Raw genomic sequence first — 14,661 nt, forward strand, 5'->3', positions numbered from 1 at the left:
GTCTAACGCCCGCGCCTCGGCCGGACCAGTGGGGGACTCACGTCGTCAGGGCGCGGTTCCAGGGCATGAGGCCGAGCAGCCTGGCCATCCCGCAGGTGCCGGAAAGGCCTGCGAAGGTGAGGCCGGCGCCGACGAAACCGGACAGCACAAAGAACCAGGGCGAGAGGGCAAAGCCCAGCAGCACGCCCAGCAGCACCATCAGGCCGGCGGTGATCTGTACCTGGCGCTGCATGGAGATCGGCACCCGGCGGTTGACGCGGGTGGCCATGCCGGCGGCCTTCCAGCCGGCAAGCCCGCCATCGAGCTGGCGGACCGCGGCAAAGCCGCTGGCCAGGATGCGCGGCGCGGCTTCGGCGGTGCGGGAGCCGCTGGCGCAGTGGAAGATCGCGGTCTTGTCGCGCGCGCCGGGAAAGTCGCCCGCGTCGAAGCCCGAAAGCGGCACGTGATGCGCGCCCGGAATGTGCTCGCGGGCGAACTCGTCGCTTTCGCGGATATCGATCAGGACGGCCTGATCCTGATCCAGCATGGTCTTCGCCGCCTCGGCGCCGATGGTCTTCAGTGTCTGCATCGCTTTGGGTCTCCTTAGCCTGCGTCCTGCAGCGCCGCGGACGGCGCGCTCTGCGTCTGTTCCCGATTGTGGCGGCAGAAGAGGTCGTAGAGCAGGGCGATCACCGCCCGCGCTTCACGCCCGCTCAGCCGATAGTGGATCTGCCGCCCCTCGCGCCGGGCGGCGACCAGACCGTCCTTGCGCAGCAGGGCCAGTTGCTGCGAAACCGCAGCCTGACGCAGCCCCAGGGTCTCCGCCAGGTGCCCCACCGTTTTCTCCTCCTCGGCCAGCTGGCAGAGGATCATCAGCCGGTTCTCGCTGGCCAGCGCCTTCATCAGGTCGGCAGCCAGGGTGGCGGACTGCTGCATCGATTGAACATTCATATATTCATATATATGAAGATATCGGGTTCAGTCAAGGACGGCTGGACTGCGGCGGTGTACTGCTGGGATTGTGGCGGCCCGTGCGGGCAGGTTATGGAAGAGGCAGGCAGCGGCTCCGATATCAGGGACTCGATGAGCGATTCGGCCAGGGAGTGCAGAGATGAATGAAGCGGCCGGCCGGCCCGAGGTGACGGCGTTTTTCGATGAGGCGACCTTCACGGTCAGCTACGTGGTGGCCGAGCCCGGAGGCGGGCGGGCCGCGGTCATCGATTCCGTCCTCGACTACGATCCCAAGTCCGGGCGTCGCTCGACCGCCTCGGCCGACAGGATCATCGACTTCGTGCGGACGCAGGGTCTGGGTGTCGACTGGATCCTGGAAACCCATGTCCATGCCGACCATCTGACGGCGGCGCCCTACCTGCAGCAGCAGCTCGGCGGGACCATCGGCATCGGCGCCGAGGTCTGCCGTGTGCAGGAAGCCTTTCGCAGTGTCTACAATCTGGATGGGGGCTTCGCCGCCGATGGCAGCCAGTTCGACCATCTTTTCCGGGACGGCGAGAGGCTTTCCATCGGCGGCCTGACGGCAGAAGTGATGTCGACGCCGGGCCACACGCCGGCTTGCATCACCTATGTCATCGGCGATGCCGCCTTCGTCGGTGATACCCTCTTCATGCCGGACTACGGTTCGGCGCGCACCGACTTTCCCGGCGGCGACGCGCGCCAGCTCTACCGCTCCGTCCGGCGCATTCTCGCGCTGCCGTCCGAGACGCGGCTGTTCCTCTGCCACGACTACAAGGCGCCGGGGCGCGATGTCTTCGCCTGGGAGACGACGGTGGCCGAGCAGCGGGAAAAGAACATCCACCTGCACGACGGGGTGGGGGAGGAGGACTTTGTCGCCCTGCGCGAAGGGCGCGATGCCGGGCTCTCCATGCCGGTGCTGCTGCTGCCGGCGGTGCAGGTGAACATGCGCGCCGGTCACCTGCCGCCGCCGGAAGACAACGGCATCTCCTACCTGAAGATCCCGGTCGACGGGGTCTGACCGGCACGTCGGAGTCCGAAACCGGCCCCGGACAAAAAGAAAGGGGCCGGTCGACGACCGGCCCCGGAGCTTTGACTCGGCTTTCTCTTAGAAGCCCATATCGCCCATGCCGCCCATTCCGGGGGCGCCGCCGGGCATGGCCGGGGCCTTGTCTTCCGGCTTTTCGGCGACCATGGCTTCCGTGGTGATCAGCAGACCGGCGATGGAGGCCGCATCCTGCAGGGCCGCGCGCACCACCTTGGTGGGGTCGATAACGCCGTCCTTCACCAGGTTGGTGTAGCGGCCGCTCTGGGCGTTGTAACCCGCCTGCTGGTCCTTCTGCTCGCGCACCTTGCCGACCACGATGGAGCCGTCGGCGCCGGCATTGACCGCGATCTGGCGCAGCGGCGACTCCAGCGCCTTGCGGACAATGCGGATGCCGACTTTCTGGTCCTCGTTTTCGCCCTCCAGCTTGTCGAGCTTGGCGGCCGCGCGCAGCAGGGCGACGCCGCCGCCCGGCACGATGCCTTCCTCGACCGCGGCACGGGTCGCATGAAGCGCGTCGTCGACGCGGTCCTTGCGCTCCTTCACCTCGACCTCGGTGGCGCCGCCGACGCGGATCACCGCCACGCCGCCGGACAGCTTGGCCAGGCGCTCCTGCAGCTTTTCGCGGTCGTAGTCCGAGGTGGTTTCCTCGATCTGCGCCTTGATCTGGCTGCAGCGGGCCTGGATGTCGCTCTTCTTGCCGGCGCCGCTGACGATGGTGGTCTCGTCCTTGGTGATGATCACCCGCTTGGCGCGGCCCAGCATGTCCAGGGTGACGTTCTCCAGCTTGATCCCGACGTCTTCCGAGACCGCGGTGCCGCCGGTCAGGATGGCGATGTCCTGCAGCATGGCCTTGCGCCGGTCGCCGAAGCCCGGCGCCTTGACCGCCGCCACCTTCAGGCCGCCGCGCAGGCGGTTCACCACCAGGGTGGCGAGCGCCTCGCCCTCCACATCCTCGGCGATCACCAGCACCGGCTTGCCGGACTGCACCACCGATTCCAGCAGCGGCAGCATGGACTGCAGCCCGCTGAGCTTGGCCTCGTGGACCAGGATGTAGGGGTCTTCCAGCACCGCCTGCATCTTGTCGGCATCGGTGACGAAGTAGGGCGAGAGGTAGCCGCGGTCGAACTGCATGCCTTCGACCACTTCCAGTTCGGTCTCCAGCGACTTGGCCTCTTCGACCGTGATCACGCCCTCGTTGCCGACGCGCTCCATGGCCTCGGCCAGCATTGCCCCGACCTCGGCATCGCCGTTGGCCGAGATCGTGCCGACCTGGGCGATTTCGTCGTTGGACGCAATTCTGCGGGAACGCTTCTGCAGGTCAGCCACCACGGCTTCCACGGCGCTGTCGATACCCCGTTTCAGGTCCATCGGGTTCATGCCGGCGGCCACCGCCTTCACGCCCTCGCGGACGATCGCCTGGGCCAGTACCGTGGCCGTGGTGGTGCCGTCGCCGGCGATATCGCTGGTCTTGGACGCGACCTCGCGGACCATCTGGGCGCCCATGTTCTCGAACTTGTCCTTCAGTTCGATGTCCTTGGCGACGGTCACGCCGTCCTTGGTCACCCGCGGGGCACCGAAGGACTTGTCGAGAACGACGTTGCGGCCCTTGGGACCCAGGGTGACCTTGACCGCATCCGCCAGAACGTCGACGCCGTGCAGCATGCGCTCGCGGGCATCGGTCGAAAACTTGACGTCTTTTGCAGCCATCTTGGGATGCTCCTCCGTGTTTTGGTTGCCGGCGTCGCTCAGGCGGCCTTCTTGGAGGCCTTGGTCTTTTCGAGCACGCCCATGATGTCGGACTCTTTCATGATCAGGAGGTCTTCACCGCCGACCTTCACCTCGGTGCCGGACCACTTGCCGAAGAGAACCAGATCGCCGACCTTCACGTCCGGCGCGATCAGTTCGCCCTTGTCGTTGCGTGCGCCGGGCCCGACGGCGATGACCTCACCCTGGCTGGGTTTTTCCTTGGCGGTGTCCGGGATGATGATGCCACCGGCGGTCTTCTCTTCTTCGTCGACGCGGCGAACGGCGACCCGGTCATGCAAAGGCCTGAATTTCATCGAACTTTCCCCTTTTTTGGTGTGGACGTTTGGTGTGGATTGGGACGATCTTAGCACTCTCGTTTCAAGAGTGCTAATGTAGGATGCACTTGGGATCTCCGGCGCCTGCGTCAAGAGCGCGGGTGGGGTTATTTTCGGTCCCTTGCGGGGGGCTTCAGGCCGGGGCTTAGGCCGGGATGATCGCGCCCTTGGTCCGGATCACCCGGCCGGCGAGGGCGTGGCCCGCTGCGGCGGCCTCTTCGGCACCGCTGCCGCCCAGGCGCGCCGCCAGATAGGCGCCGTTGAAGGAGTCCCCGGCGGCGGTGGTGTCCACCGGCCGCGCGACCGTCTCGCCGGCAACCCTTGACTGCCGGCCTTCAACACTGACAAGGCAAGGCCCAGCGCCGCACTTGACCACCACTTCGCCGACCCCCAGGCTGTGCAGCCGCTCGGCCGTGGCCTCGGGCGATGTGTCGCCGAACAGCGCCGCCTCGTCTTCGTGGGTCGGCAGAGCCAGGTCGGCCAGGGACAGCGTGCGGCGCACCGCCTCCTGCGCCTCCGAGGGGTCGCGCCACAGCCGCGGGCGGTAGTTGGTGTCGAAGGCGAGGCGGCTGCCGCCGGCGCGAAGGCGCTCAAGCAGTTCGTAGAGCCGTTCCCGGCTTCCGGCATCGAGGATTCCCAGTGTGATCCCAGACAGATAGATCAGATCGAAGCCGGCGAGGGCCTCGGCCAGACCGGCCGTCCGCTCCGCCTGAAGCATGTCGCGGGCGGCGGCGGCGCTGCGCCAGTAATGGAAGGTCCGTTCGCCCTGCCCATCGGTGCGGATGATGTAGAGACCCGGCAACCTGCCCGGCAGCCGTGCGACCAGGCCGGTTTCCAGGCCTTCGCGCTGCCAGGCTGCGATCATCTCCGAACTGAACGGATCGTCGCCCAGGGCCGTCACGTAGGAGACCCGGCCGCTTTCCGGCGCCAGCGCGCGGGCGAGATAGACCGCGGTGTTCAGGGTGTCCCCGCCGAAGGTGCGCTGCATGGCGGCGGCCCCTGCTTCCCGGCCGTTTTCCGGGCCACCGGCGCTTTCCGAAAGCTCGATCATGCACTCGCCAAGGCTTGCGATGCGCAGCATGGGAAGGAAGCCGCCGTGCTGTTGAAGACCTGCCGTCCCTTTGGGGCATGCCCGTCAGGGACGACGGCCTAGGCAATAGCGGCTGGCTCGGCGCAGGGCAAGCGCGGCGGACCCGATCGATCAGCCGCAGATGTCGGGTATCATGCGGCGCAGATGGCCGCTGCCGGCGCAGGGCGCAGGCGCCGGCGGCCAAGGGCGATCGCGGCGATCACATCCTCTTCCGTCAGTCCGTCGCGTTTCAGTACCGCCTGGATGACTGCATCGCGCAGCATCTCCTCGATCTCCGGCTCTCCCTGAATCCAGGCGGAGCCGGCACCGGCACTGTAACGAACTGCGAAGGGATTGATCATGAAGTCTGCCTTTCTGAAGAGTTGGCTTCCGGAGAGCCCGCTGGACCGGGCTCACTGTTCGACGCGTTGGTCACCCTGAGAAGAGACAGTCATTCGCAAGCAAAGCTTCCATCGCGAACCACTTTAGACATAGTGGACCATAGGTATGAGAATGATCTGATCTATTTGTGACAATTTGACTGCTGCCCTTGGTTGTAGCGGGCGCGGAGATTTTCCTACAAAAACAATATCAGAAAACAACCTAAAATTGAAAATCGAATATGAAGCCTTCCGGGCTCCGGCCTCTCCGCCCTGCCGCCCGCAGGCGGCAGCGCCTGTGACAGAATTGTCATGCCGCGGAAAGATGTCTCTAACAAAGGCGGGTTAGCGTTTACCCGTTGGCGCCGATGCAGGGCAGGCGGTCAGAGCGGCCTGAAGCGCAATTCGCCGGCATCGCGGCGGTCGGATATCCGCCCACAGCCGGCAGCATGCTTGGCCCCGTGACCCTCGGGTCGTGCGACAACGGAACGTCAGCATCCGGTTCACCCCCCAACCGGAACTCCCCCGTACGATTTGCCCGTACGGGTACCCGGGTCCCGGGTCGCTGTGCAGGTGCGAACAGCCACATGCGCGACGTCCCGGGCCTCACAGTGGTTTAGATCCCTAGCCAACTGGCCGGGCTCTCCGATTTCGGGGTGGCCCGGCTTCCTTTTTCCACAGCCCCTTCCGGAACCCCAGGTCAGCATCCGCCGCCCCTGAAGGCGTCCCCCGAAGGCGCGCGAAATTCAACTGGCGCTTCTGTGCGAGCATGGTAGCGTAGGCGCTTGGACGCAGCGGATTCCGGGCCTTACCGGCGGGATTTTGCACTGCGGAACGAAGCGAAGAACAAGAACTCAGGCGAGGCATCTTCATGGTACGCACTTTGACGGCCGCGGCGGCGGCCTTGCTCGTTTCGACCTCCCTTGCGGCCACGGCCGCGGTCGCCGACGACATCAATCCGGCGGTCGTCTTCGACATGGGCGGCAAGTTCGACAAGTCCTTCAACGAGGGCGTCTTCAACGGGGTCGAGAAGTTCAAGAAGGAAACCGGCGTTTCCTATCGGGAGTTTGAGGTCACCAACGAAACCCAGCGCGAACAGGCGCTGCGGCGCATGGCCCAGCGCGGCGCCGACCCGATCATCGGGGTCGGGTTCGCCCAGGCGCCGGCCCTCGAAAAGGTGGCCAAGGAGTTTCCGGACACCCGCTTTACGATCATCGATTCCGTTGTCGACCTGCCGAACGTCCGTTCGGTGGTGTTCAAGGAGCACGAGGGCTCCTTCCTCGTCGGCATGATTGCGGCGCTGAAGTCGGAGTCCGGCAAGGTCGGCTTCGTCGGCGGCATGGATATCCCGCTGATCCGCAAGTTCGCCTGCGGTTACGAGCAGGGCGCCAAGCACGTGAGCGGCAACACCGAGGTGCTGCAGAACATGACCGGCACCACGCCGGCCGCCTGGAACGATCCGACGCGCGGGTCGGAACTGGCCAAGAGCCAGTTTGACCGCGGCGTCGATGTGATCTACGCGGCTGCCGGCGGCACCGGCGTCGGCGTCTACCAGACCGCCAAGGACAGCGGCAAGTTCGCCATCGGCGTCGACTCCAACCAGAACCACCTGCAGCCGGGCACCATGCTGACCTCCATGCTCAAGCGCGTGGATGTCGCGGCCTACAAGGCCTTCAAGGACGCTCATGACGGCAGCTGGGCCCCCGGCATCCAGGTGCTGGGCCTGGCCGAAGAGGGTGTGGGCTGGGCGCTTGACGAGTACAACAAGGACCTGGTCTCGGCGGACATGATGGCAAAGGTGGAAGCCGCGGCCGCGGACATTGTTTCCGGCAAGCTCAGCGTCCACGACTATATGAGCGACAACAGCTGCTCCTACTAGGCGCAGCCGTCGTCCAGGCTTGATCCACCAGGCTTGATCCAGATGTCCGGACCCGAACACGGCAGGAACTGACCTCTCGGCTTCCTGCCGTGGTTCGGGTGCGTTTTCTGGGTGCTGCCGCCGCCGGCCCGGGAACGACCCTTGTCTCATCAACAAGAAAGCCAGGAACAGCATGCGGGCCCGCCGGGAGGCGCCGGCGACTCGCCCGCCATCGAGCTGCGGGGGATCAGCAAAGCCTTCGGGCCGGTTCAGGCCAACAAGGACGTCTCGCTGAACATCCGCCCGGGGTCGATCCACGGCATCATCGGCGAAAACGGCGCCGGCAAGTCGACCCTGATGAGCATCCTCTATGGCTTCTACGAAGCCGACAGCGGCGAAATTCTCATTTCCGGCGTGCCGACGCGGATCCGCTCTTCCAACGACGCCATCGCCGCCGGCATCGGCATGGTCCACCAGCACTTCATGCTGGTCGACAACATGTCCGTCGTGGAGAACATCATGCTGGGCGCGGAATCCGGCGCGATCCTGACCTCCAGCGTCGCCGCCGCGCGCGCCGAACTGGAGCGCCTGGAACGGGACTACGATCTGGAGGTCGACCCGGATGCGTTGGCCGGCGAACTGCCGGTGGGCCAGCAGCAGCGCGTCGAGATCCTGAAGGCGCTTTACCGCGGCGCCGACATCCTGATCCTCGACGAGCCGACCGGCGTGCTCACCCCGCAGGAAACCGATCAACTCTTCCGCATTCTCGATTCCCTGCGTCAGCAGGGGGTGACCATCGTTCTGATCACCCACAAGCTGCAGGAGATCATGGCAGTCACCGACCATGTCTCCGTCATGCGCGGCGGCGAGATGATCGCCCATCGCAGGACCAGCGAGACCAGCAAGGAAGAGCTGGCAGAGCTGATGGTCGGGCGCAAGGTGCTGCTGCGGGTCGACAAGGCGGCGCCCCAGGCCGGCGAGACCGTTCTGGCGCTGGAGAGCCTGACCTTCGTGGACCGTGTGGGCGTGAAGCGCGTCGACAACGTCAGCTTCTCGGTGCGCGCCGGGGAGATCGTCGGCATCGCCGGCGTTTCCGGCAACGGCCAGAGCGAGCTTCTGGATCTGCTGTCCGGCATCCGCCCGATCAGCGCCGGACGCTTTACCATGATGGGGCAGACCTTCTCCGCGGGCCATCCGCTCGACCCCGCCACCATGCGCGACCTCAAGGTGGCGCACGTGCCGGAGGACCGGCTGCGCAGCGGCCTCGTGCGCACCTTCGCCGCCGAGGAATCGGCGATCTTGGGCTACCACAACGACCCCGCCTACAACGGGCGCGTACTCATGAACCAAGAGGTGATTCACGAGGACTGCGCCAGGAAGATGGCGGATTTCGATGTGCGTCCGCAGAACGCCAGCCTGAAGACCGCCAACTTCTCCGGCGGCAATCAGCAGAAGCTGATCCTGGCGCGGGAAATCTCGCGCAGCCCGCGCCTTCTTCTGGTCGGCCAGCCGACCCGCGGCGTCGACATCGGCGCCATCGAGTTCATTCACCGCAACATCATCGCCATGCGCGATTCGGGCTCCGCCGTGCTGCTGGTTTCCGTGGAGCTGGAGGAAATCATGTCGCTGAGCGACCGCATCGTCGTGATGTTCGAAGGGCGCATCGTCGGCGAGCTGCCGGCCCATGAAGCCAACGAGCGCCTGCTCGGCCTGATGATGGCCAACGCGGCGCCGGCACGCGGCGAAGACGCCTTGCCGGCCGCGGACACGCCGGAGGTCTCGGGCGCATGAGCGCGGCGCCGGGCAGCATTCCGCGCTGGGTCGATATCGGCCTCATTCCGCTGGTCAACATCGCGCTGGCCTTCTTCGTCTCCGGCATCATCCTCTGGACCATCGACGTCGATCCCTTCACCGCGGTGGAGATCATTCTCTTCGGCGCCTTCGGCTACGACGAGGCGATCGGCTACACGCTCTACTACACCACCAACTTCGTCTTCACCGGACTGGCGGTGGCGGTCGCCTTTCACGCCGGGCTGTTCAACATCGGCGGCGAAGGCCAGGCCTACATCGGCGGCCTGGGCGTCGGCCTCGGCATCCTGCTCGTCGACACGACTCTCCCGTTTGTGCTGATCCTGCCGCTTTCGATCCTGCTGGCCGCCGCCTTCGGCGCCGGCTGGGCGGCGATTCCGGCCTACCTGCAGGCCTATCGCGGCAGCCACATCGTCATCACCACCATCATGTTCAACTTCATCGCTTCGGCGCTGATGGTCTACCTGATGGTGAACATCCTCATTCAGCCGGGCTCCATGTCGCCGGAAAGCCGCGAGTTCGCGGCTTCCGGTCAACTGCCGTTCATGCACGAGGTCTTCGGCTGGTTCGGCATGCAGGTCACGCCCTCGCCACTGAACCTTTCTGTCGTCTGGGCGGCAATCTGCTGCGTACTCGTCTGGGCCTTCATCTGGCGCACCCGCTGGGGCTATCAGATCCGCACCGTCGGCGCCAACGAGACGGCGGCCATCTATGCCGGCATCGATCCGCGCCGTGTCATCATGCTGGCGATGGCCGTGTCCGGCGCGCTGGCCGGCTTCGTCGGCATCAACGAGGTGATGGGCGTCCACCACCGCCTGCTGCTGAACTTCACCGCCGGCTACGGCTTCACCGGCATCGCGGTCTCCCTGATGGGCCGCAACCACCCCGTCGGCATCGTGCTCGCCAGCCTGCTCTTCGGCATGCTCTACCAGGGCGGCGCGGAACTGGCCTTCGAGGAGCCGAAGGTGACCCGCGAACTGGTGGTGACCATCCAGGGCCTGGTGATCCTCTTCTCCGGTGCACTGGCCTTCATGATGAAGGGCCCCATCGAGCGGGCCTATCTGCGCATCGCCGGCGGCTTCCAGCGCCCGGCGGGGCAGGAGGGCTGATCGGTGGAGGGGCTGCTCTTCAACCTGCTGCTTTCCATCGACGCCACCTTCCGGGTCGCGACGCCGCTGGTGCTCTGCGCCATGGCCGGGCTCTTCGCCGAGCGTTCCGGCGTCATCGATATCGGCCTGGAGGGCAAGATGCTGGCCGCCGCCTTCGCCGCGGCCTCCATGGCGGCGGTCACCGGCTCGGCCTGGCTGGCGCTCGGCGCCGGCATGGTCGTCTCCGTGGCCCTGGCCCTGCTGCACGGTTTTGCCTGCATCACCCACCGCGGCAACCAGGTTGTCAGCGGCGTGGCCATCAACATCCTGGTCTCCGGCCTCACCGTGGTCCTGGGCATCGCCTGGTTCGCCCGTGGCGGCCAGACTCCCTCCGTCTCCAACGAAGCCCGCTTCACGCCGATCACCTGGCCCGGCGCCGAGACGCTGGCCGGCGTGCCGATCCTCGGCCCGATCTACAGCGAGCTGCTCAGCGGCCACAACCTGCTGGTCTATGTCGCCTTCCTCATCGTCCCGCTCACCTGGTGGGTGGTTTATCGTACCCGCTTCGGCCTGCGCCTGCGCGCCGTCGGCGAGAACCCCAACGCGGTCGACACGGCGGGGATTTCGGTCAGCGGCCTGCGCTATGCGGCGATGCTCTGCTGCGGCGCGCTCTGCGGCATCGCCGGCACCTATCTCTCCATCGCCCAGAACGCCGCCTTCGTGCGCGACATGACGGCCGGGCAGGGCTATATCGCCCTGGCGGCGATGATCTTCGGCAAGTGGCGGCCCGTGCCGGCCATGCTCGCCTGCCTGATGTTCGGTTTCCTGGACGCCGTGGCGATCCGCCTGCAGGGCGTCGAGGTGCCGGTGATCGGGCCGATCCCGGTGCAGCTCATCCAGGCGCTGCCCTATGTGCTGACCGTCGTTCTGCTGGCCGGCTTCATCGGCCGGGCCATCGCCCCCAAGGCCAGCGGCATTCCTTACGTAAAAGAACGCTAGCATGGCCGAGGATCTGGTTACCCTGGCGATCGCTGCCATGGAGCGGGCCTACGCGCCCTATTCGAACTTCCCCGTGGGCGCCGCGCTGCGGGCGCAGAACGGCGCGGTGTTTTCGGGCTGCAATGTCGAGAACGCGGCCTACCCGCAGGGCTGGTGTGCCGAGACCAGCGCCATCGCCGCCATGATCATGGCCGGGGAGACGCGCATTGTGGAGATCGCGGTGGCGGGCGGCGGTGCGGGGCTCTGTACACCCTGTGGCGGCTGCCGCCAGCGCCTGCGGGAGTTCGCCGGCGACGATCTTGTCATCCATGTCTGCGGGCCCGAAGGACTGCGCCGGACGGTGACCCTGGGCGAGCTCTTGCCGCTTTCGTTCGGTCCGGACAATCTGGACTGACCGTTAGGCTCCGGCAGGTAAAAACGCGTCTCAGTGAGGTGTCTTTGATGTTCGAGGAAGCGGCCGAAACCGCCGCCATGATCCGCCGACAGGCCGGCATCGTGCCGAAGGTGGCGCTGGTGCTGGGCTCCGGCCTCGGCGCCGTCGCCGATGCGGTGGAGGCGCCGCAGACCCTCGCCTACCGGGACCTGCCGGGTTTCCCGCGCCCCTCGGTCGCAGGGCACGGCGGCAGCCTGATCCTGGGGCGCATCGCCGGACTGCCGGTGGCGGTGCTTCAGGGCCGCGCGCACTACTACGAAAGCGGGCGCGCCGATGGCATGAACCTGGCTCTGGCGGTGCTGAAGGAACTCGGCTGCGCGCGGCTCATTCTGACCAATGCCGCCGGCTCCCTGCGCGCCGACGTCGGGCCGGGGCGCCTGATGCTGATCCGCGACCACATCAACTTCGCCGGCGTCTCGCCGCTTTTCGGGCTTGCCGGCAACGCGCGCTTCGTCGATCTGGTCGACGCCTACGACCCCGCGGCGCGCGCCGCCATCGTCGACGTCGCCGGGCGCCTGGGCCTGCCGCTGGCCGAGGGCGTCTACGTCTGGTTCTGCGGGCCGCATTTCGAAACCCCGGCGGAAATCCGCGCGGCGCAGGTCCTCGGCGGCGATGCGGTGGGCATGTCGACGGTGCCGGAGGTCATTGTCGCACGGCTGCTGGGCCTGAAGGTTTCCGCGCTGTCGATGATCACAAACCTGGCCGCCGGGATGTCCGCGGAGCCGCTCTCCCACGACCACACCATGCAGCACGCGACGGCGGCCGCCGCCGATATGGCGCGCCTCCTGACCGCCTATCTGGAGACCCTGGCCCATGATGGACCCGAGCCATGACAGATGACACGAAGGCGATGAAAGCCGTGGCGGCGCGGGCCCTCGGCCTGCTCGACCTCACCAGCCTCAATGACGACGACGATGCGGCGGTGGTCGACGCGCTCTGCGAAAGGGCGAGGACGCCATTCGGCCCCGTGGCCGCCGTCTGCATCTGGCCGCGTTTCGTGGCGCAGGCGAAAGACCTGCTGCATGGCAGCGGCATCAAGGTTGCGGCGGTGGCGAACTTCCCCGCCGGCGGCGACGACATCGCCGCGGCGCTGAGCGACACGCGGGAGATCGTCCAGGCCGGCGGCGACGAGGTGGACCTTGTGATGCCCTACACGAAGTGGCTGGCCGGGGAGCGGGATCTGGCCAAGCGGATGATCGCCGACTGCAAGCAGGCCTGCGGCGACACAGCGCGCCTCAAGGTCATCCTCGAAACCGGCCGGCTGGACGCTGCGGAGACGATCTATGAAGCCAGCGGCGATGCCATCGCCGCCGGCGCCGATATGATCAAGACCTCGACCGGCAAGATCGCAGTGTCTGCCACCCTGGAGGCTGCCGAGGCCATGTTGCGGGCGATCAAGGACTCCGGCCGCGATGTCGGCTTCAAGGCGGCGGGCGGCATACGCGACACGGCGGCGGCGGGCGTCTACCTGGCCCTCGCCGACCGGATCATGGGCCCGGACTGGGTCGACCCCTGGCGGTTCCGCTTCGGCGCCTCCGGTCTGCTGAACGATCTTTTGGCCGTGCTCGGAGACGAGGCGGCGGCGCCGGCCGCGGAGCAGGGCTACTGATGGCGCTGCTGCCCCAGGAGATCATCCGCCGCAAGCGCGACGGTGCGGCCCTTTCGCAGGAGGAGATCGCCGCCTTCGTGGCCGGCATCGCCGATGACAGTATCGGCGAGGGCCAGGTTGCGGCCTTTGCCATGGCGGTTTTCCTGCGTGGCATGGCGCGGGCCGAAGCGGTGGCCCTGACCCGCGCCATGACCGAGTCCGGCCAGCGCCTGGACTGGCAGGGCCTGGACCTGCCGGGCCCCTGCGTCGACAAACATTCCACCGGGGGCGTCGGCGACAAGGTCAGCCTGATCCTCGGGCCGCTGGTGGCGGCCTGCGGCGGCTACGTGCCGATGATTTCGGGCCGGGGGCTCGGCCATACCGGCGGCACGCTGGACAAGCTGGACGCCATTCCCGGCTATACCACCGCGCCGGATGTCGATCGCTTCCGCCAGACGGTCAAGGCCGCCGGCTGCGCCATCATCGGCCAGACCGCCGACCTGGCGCCGGCCGACAAGCGGCTCTATGCCATCCGTGACGTCACCGCGACGGTAGAATCCATCCCGCTGATCACGGCGTCCATTCTCTCCAAGAAGCTGGCCGCCGGTCTCCAGGGCCTGGTGATGGACGTAAAGACCGGCAACGGCGCCTTCGCCGCGACGGTGGAGGAGGCGCGGGCCTTGGCGGAGAGCATCGTCGCCGTCGCCGGCGGGGCGGGCCTGCCCACCACGGCGCTGATCACCGACATGAACCAGCCGCTGGGAAGCACCGCGGGCAATGCCCTGGAGGTCGCCGAATCGGTGGCCATGCTGAAGACCGGCCAGGGCGACGCGCGCCTGCGCGAACTGGTCATCGCGCTGGCAGCCGAGATGCTGGTGCTCGGCGGCTTGGCGCCGGAGGCCGCGGCGGCGGCTCAGCAAGCGGAGGCCGCGCTGACATCCGGCGCGGCGGCTGAACGCTTCGGCGCCATGGTGGCCGCCCTTGGCGGAGCGGCGGACTTCGTCGAACGCTCTGATGACTATCTTCCCAAGGCCCCGGTCCAGCGCCCGGTGGCGGCGGAGGCGGCCGGGCGCCTGACCGCCTGCGACACCCGCGCGGTCGGCCTGGCGGTGGTGGAACTGGGCGGCGGGCGGCGGCGGGTCGAAGACAGCATCGACTACGCGGTCGGTTTCAGCGACCTGCTGCCCCTGGGCAGCGCCGTACAGTCCGGCGATCCCCTGGCCGTGGTCCACGCTGCCACCGAAGAGGCCGCGGAGGCGGCAAGCCGGCGCTTGCAGGAAGCCTTCACCTTCGGTCAGACTGTCGAAGACGCCGGCGGGCCGGTGGTGCGGCAGCGCATCACCGCCGCGGATGTTTAAAA

The 14,661-nt window shown here is 67.1% G+C and carries 15 protein-coding genes; 9 read left to right on the top strand and 6 right to left on the bottom strand.

Features of this window, described 5'->3' with window-relative positions:
• Positions 1 to 37: 37 nt before the first annotated feature.
• Together ACO06P_RS20315 and ACO06P_RS20320 are read right to left on the bottom strand one after the other, a co-directional pair.
• Positions 38 to 568 (bottom strand): rhodanese-like domain-containing protein, encoded by a 531-nt coding sequence (locus tag ACO06P_RS20315; RefSeq protein WP_420347046.1) that lies wholly within the window; start codon positions 566 to 568, stop codon positions 38 to 40.
• A gap of 14 nt (positions 569 to 582) precedes the next feature.
• The gene (locus ACO06P_RS20320) at positions 583 to 915 is read right to left on the bottom strand and encodes an ArsR/SmtB family transcription factor (protein ID WP_420347047.1); all 333 of its coding nucleotides are present in this window, start codon (positions 913 to 915) and stop codon (positions 583 to 585) included.
• A 175-nt stretch (positions 916 to 1,090) separates the two neighbouring features.
• On the opposite strand from ACO06P_RS20320, the gene ACO06P_RS20325 reads away from it, so the two are divergent.
• Positions 1,091 to 1,969 carry an MBL fold metallo-hydrolase gene (locus ACO06P_RS20325; protein WP_420347048.1) on the top strand — a complete coding sequence of 293 codons (879 nt, stop codon included), beginning with the start codon at positions 1,091 to 1,093 and terminating at the stop codon, positions 1,967 to 1,969.
• Between the two features lie 87 nt (positions 1,970 to 2,056).
• On the opposite strand, the gene groL is transcribed toward ACO06P_RS20325, so the two are convergent.
• The 4 genes from groL to ACO06P_RS20345 all read right to left on the bottom strand — a co-directional run bounded on the left by groL (position 2,057) and on the right by ACO06P_RS20345 (position 5,508).
• Complete coding sequence (gene groL, locus ACO06P_RS20330) at positions 2,057 to 3,703, bottom strand: chaperonin GroEL (protein WP_420347049.1); 1,647 nt, start codon at positions 3,701 to 3,703, stop codon at positions 2,057 to 2,059.
• Between the two features lie 38 nt (positions 3,704 to 3,741).
• Complete coding sequence (locus tag ACO06P_RS20335; RefSeq protein ID WP_420347050.1) at positions 3,742 to 4,056, bottom strand: co-chaperone GroES; 315 nt, start codon at positions 4,054 to 4,056, stop codon at positions 3,742 to 3,744.
• Positions 4,057 to 4,222: 166 nt separating this feature from the next.
• Positions 4,223 to 5,158: a sugar kinase gene (locus ACO06P_RS20340; protein WP_420347051.1), complete on the bottom strand. Its 936-nt coding sequence runs from the start codon at positions 5,156 to 5,158 to the stop codon at positions 4,223 to 4,225.
• Between the two features lie 140 nt (positions 5,159 to 5,298).
• Positions 5,299 to 5,508 carry a hypothetical protein gene (locus ACO06P_RS20345; protein WP_420347052.1) on the bottom strand — a complete coding sequence of 70 codons (210 nt, stop codon included), beginning with the start codon at positions 5,506 to 5,508 and terminating at the stop codon, positions 5,299 to 5,301.
• Between the two features lie 889 nt (positions 5,509 to 6,397).
• Between ACO06P_RS20345 and ACO06P_RS20350 the strand changes: the two genes are divergently transcribed.
• The 8 genes from ACO06P_RS20350 (at position 6,398) to deoA (ending at position 14,659) form a co-directional block, all read left to right on the top strand.
• Complete coding sequence (locus ACO06P_RS20350; RefSeq protein ID WP_420347053.1) at positions 6,398 to 7,405, top strand: BMP family lipoprotein; 1,008 nt, start codon at positions 6,398 to 6,400, stop codon at positions 7,403 to 7,405.
• 141 nt (positions 7,406 to 7,546) lie between these two features.
• Positions 7,547 to 9,175 (top strand): ABC transporter ATP-binding protein, encoded by a 1,629-nt coding sequence (locus ACO06P_RS20355; protein ID WP_420347054.1) that lies wholly within the window; start codon positions 7,547 to 7,549, stop codon positions 9,173 to 9,175.
• Entirely contained in the window at positions 9,172 to 10,302 is a 1,131-nt protein-coding gene (locus ACO06P_RS20360) for an ABC transporter permease (RefSeq protein WP_420347055.1), read from the top strand. Before ACO06P_RS20355 ends, ACO06P_RS20360 begins: the two co-directional genes overlap by 4 nt.
• Before the next feature lie 3 nt (positions 10,303 to 10,305).
• Positions 10,306 to 11,280 (top strand): ABC transporter permease, encoded by a 975-nt coding sequence (locus tag ACO06P_RS20365; RefSeq protein WP_420347056.1) that lies wholly within the window; start codon positions 10,306 to 10,308, stop codon positions 11,278 to 11,280.
• A gap of 1 nt (position 11,281) precedes the next feature.
• Positions 11,282 to 11,674 (top strand): cytidine deaminase, encoded by a 393-nt coding sequence (locus ACO06P_RS20370; RefSeq protein ID WP_420347057.1) that lies wholly within the window; start codon positions 11,282 to 11,284, stop codon positions 11,672 to 11,674.
• A 47-nt stretch (positions 11,675 to 11,721) separates the two neighbouring features.
• Positions 11,722 to 12,546, top strand: a complete 825-nt coding sequence (locus tag ACO06P_RS20375) for a purine-nucleoside phosphorylase (protein WP_420347058.1) — start codon at positions 11,722 to 11,724, stop codon at positions 12,544 to 12,546.
• Positions 12,543 to 13,322, top strand: a complete 780-nt coding sequence (gene deoC / locus ACO06P_RS20380) for a deoxyribose-phosphate aldolase (protein WP_420347059.1) — start codon at positions 12,543 to 12,545, stop codon at positions 13,320 to 13,322. Before ACO06P_RS20375 ends, deoC begins: the two co-directional genes overlap by 4 nt.
• Positions 13,322 to 14,659, top strand: a complete 1,338-nt coding sequence (deoA, locus tag ACO06P_RS20385; RefSeq protein WP_420347060.1) for a thymidine phosphorylase — start codon at positions 13,322 to 13,324, stop codon at positions 14,657 to 14,659. The genes deoC and deoA overlap by 1 nt, the downstream gene beginning before the upstream one ends.
• Positions 14,660 to 14,661 lie beyond the last annotated feature (2 nt).

The organism is Pelagibius sp., assembly GCF_965227505.1.
In the GTDB taxonomy this organism is placed as follows: domain Bacteria; phylum Pseudomonadota; class Alphaproteobacteria; order Kiloniellales; family Kiloniellaceae; genus Pelagibius.

Bases quoted from the DNA above. Each gene is read 5' to 3' on its own strand.
- ACO06P_RS20315 (WP_420347046.1), bottom strand. From the start codon at position 568: ATGCAGACACTGAAGACCATCGGCGCCGAGGCGGCGAAGACCATGCTG.
- ACO06P_RS20320 (WP_420347047.1), bottom strand. From the start codon at position 915: ATGCAGCAGTCCGCCACCCTGGCTGCCGACCTGATGAAGGCGCTGGCC.
- ACO06P_RS20325 (WP_420347048.1), top strand. From the start codon at position 1,091: ATGAATGAAGCGGCCGGCCGGCCCGAGGTGACGGCGTTTTTCGATGAG.
- groL (WP_420347049.1), bottom strand. From the start codon at position 3,703: ATGGCTGCAAAAGACGTCAAGTTTTCGACCGATGCCCGCGAGCGCATG.
- ACO06P_RS20335 (WP_420347050.1), bottom strand. From the start codon at position 4,056: ATGAAATTCAGGCCTTTGCATGACCGGGTCGCCGTTCGCCGCGTCGAC.
- ACO06P_RS20340 (WP_420347051.1), bottom strand. From the start codon at position 5,158: ATGCTGCGCATCGCAAGCCTTGGCGAGTGCATGATCGAGCTTTCGGAA.
- ACO06P_RS20345 (WP_420347052.1), bottom strand. From the start codon at position 5,508: ATGATCAATCCCTTCGCAGTTCGTTACAGTGCCGGTGCCGGCTCCGCC.
- ACO06P_RS20350 (WP_420347053.1), top strand. From the start codon at position 6,398: ATGGTACGCACTTTGACGGCCGCGGCGGCGGCCTTGCTCGTTTCGACC.
- ACO06P_RS20360 (WP_420347055.1), top strand. From the start codon at position 9,172: ATGAGCGCGGCGCCGGGCAGCATTCCGCGCTGGGTCGATATCGGCCTC.
- ACO06P_RS20370 (WP_420347057.1), top strand. From the start codon at position 11,282: ATGGCCGAGGATCTGGTTACCCTGGCGATCGCTGCCATGGAGCGGGCC.
- ACO06P_RS20375 (WP_420347058.1), top strand. From the start codon at position 11,722: ATGTTCGAGGAAGCGGCCGAAACCGCCGCCATGATCCGCCGACAGGCC.
- deoC (WP_420347059.1), top strand. From the start codon at position 12,543: ATGACAGATGACACGAAGGCGATGAAAGCCGTGGCGGCGCGGGCCCTC.
- deoA (WP_420347060.1), top strand. From the start codon at position 13,322: ATGGCGCTGCTGCCCCAGGAGATCATCCGCCGCAAGCGCGACGGTGCG.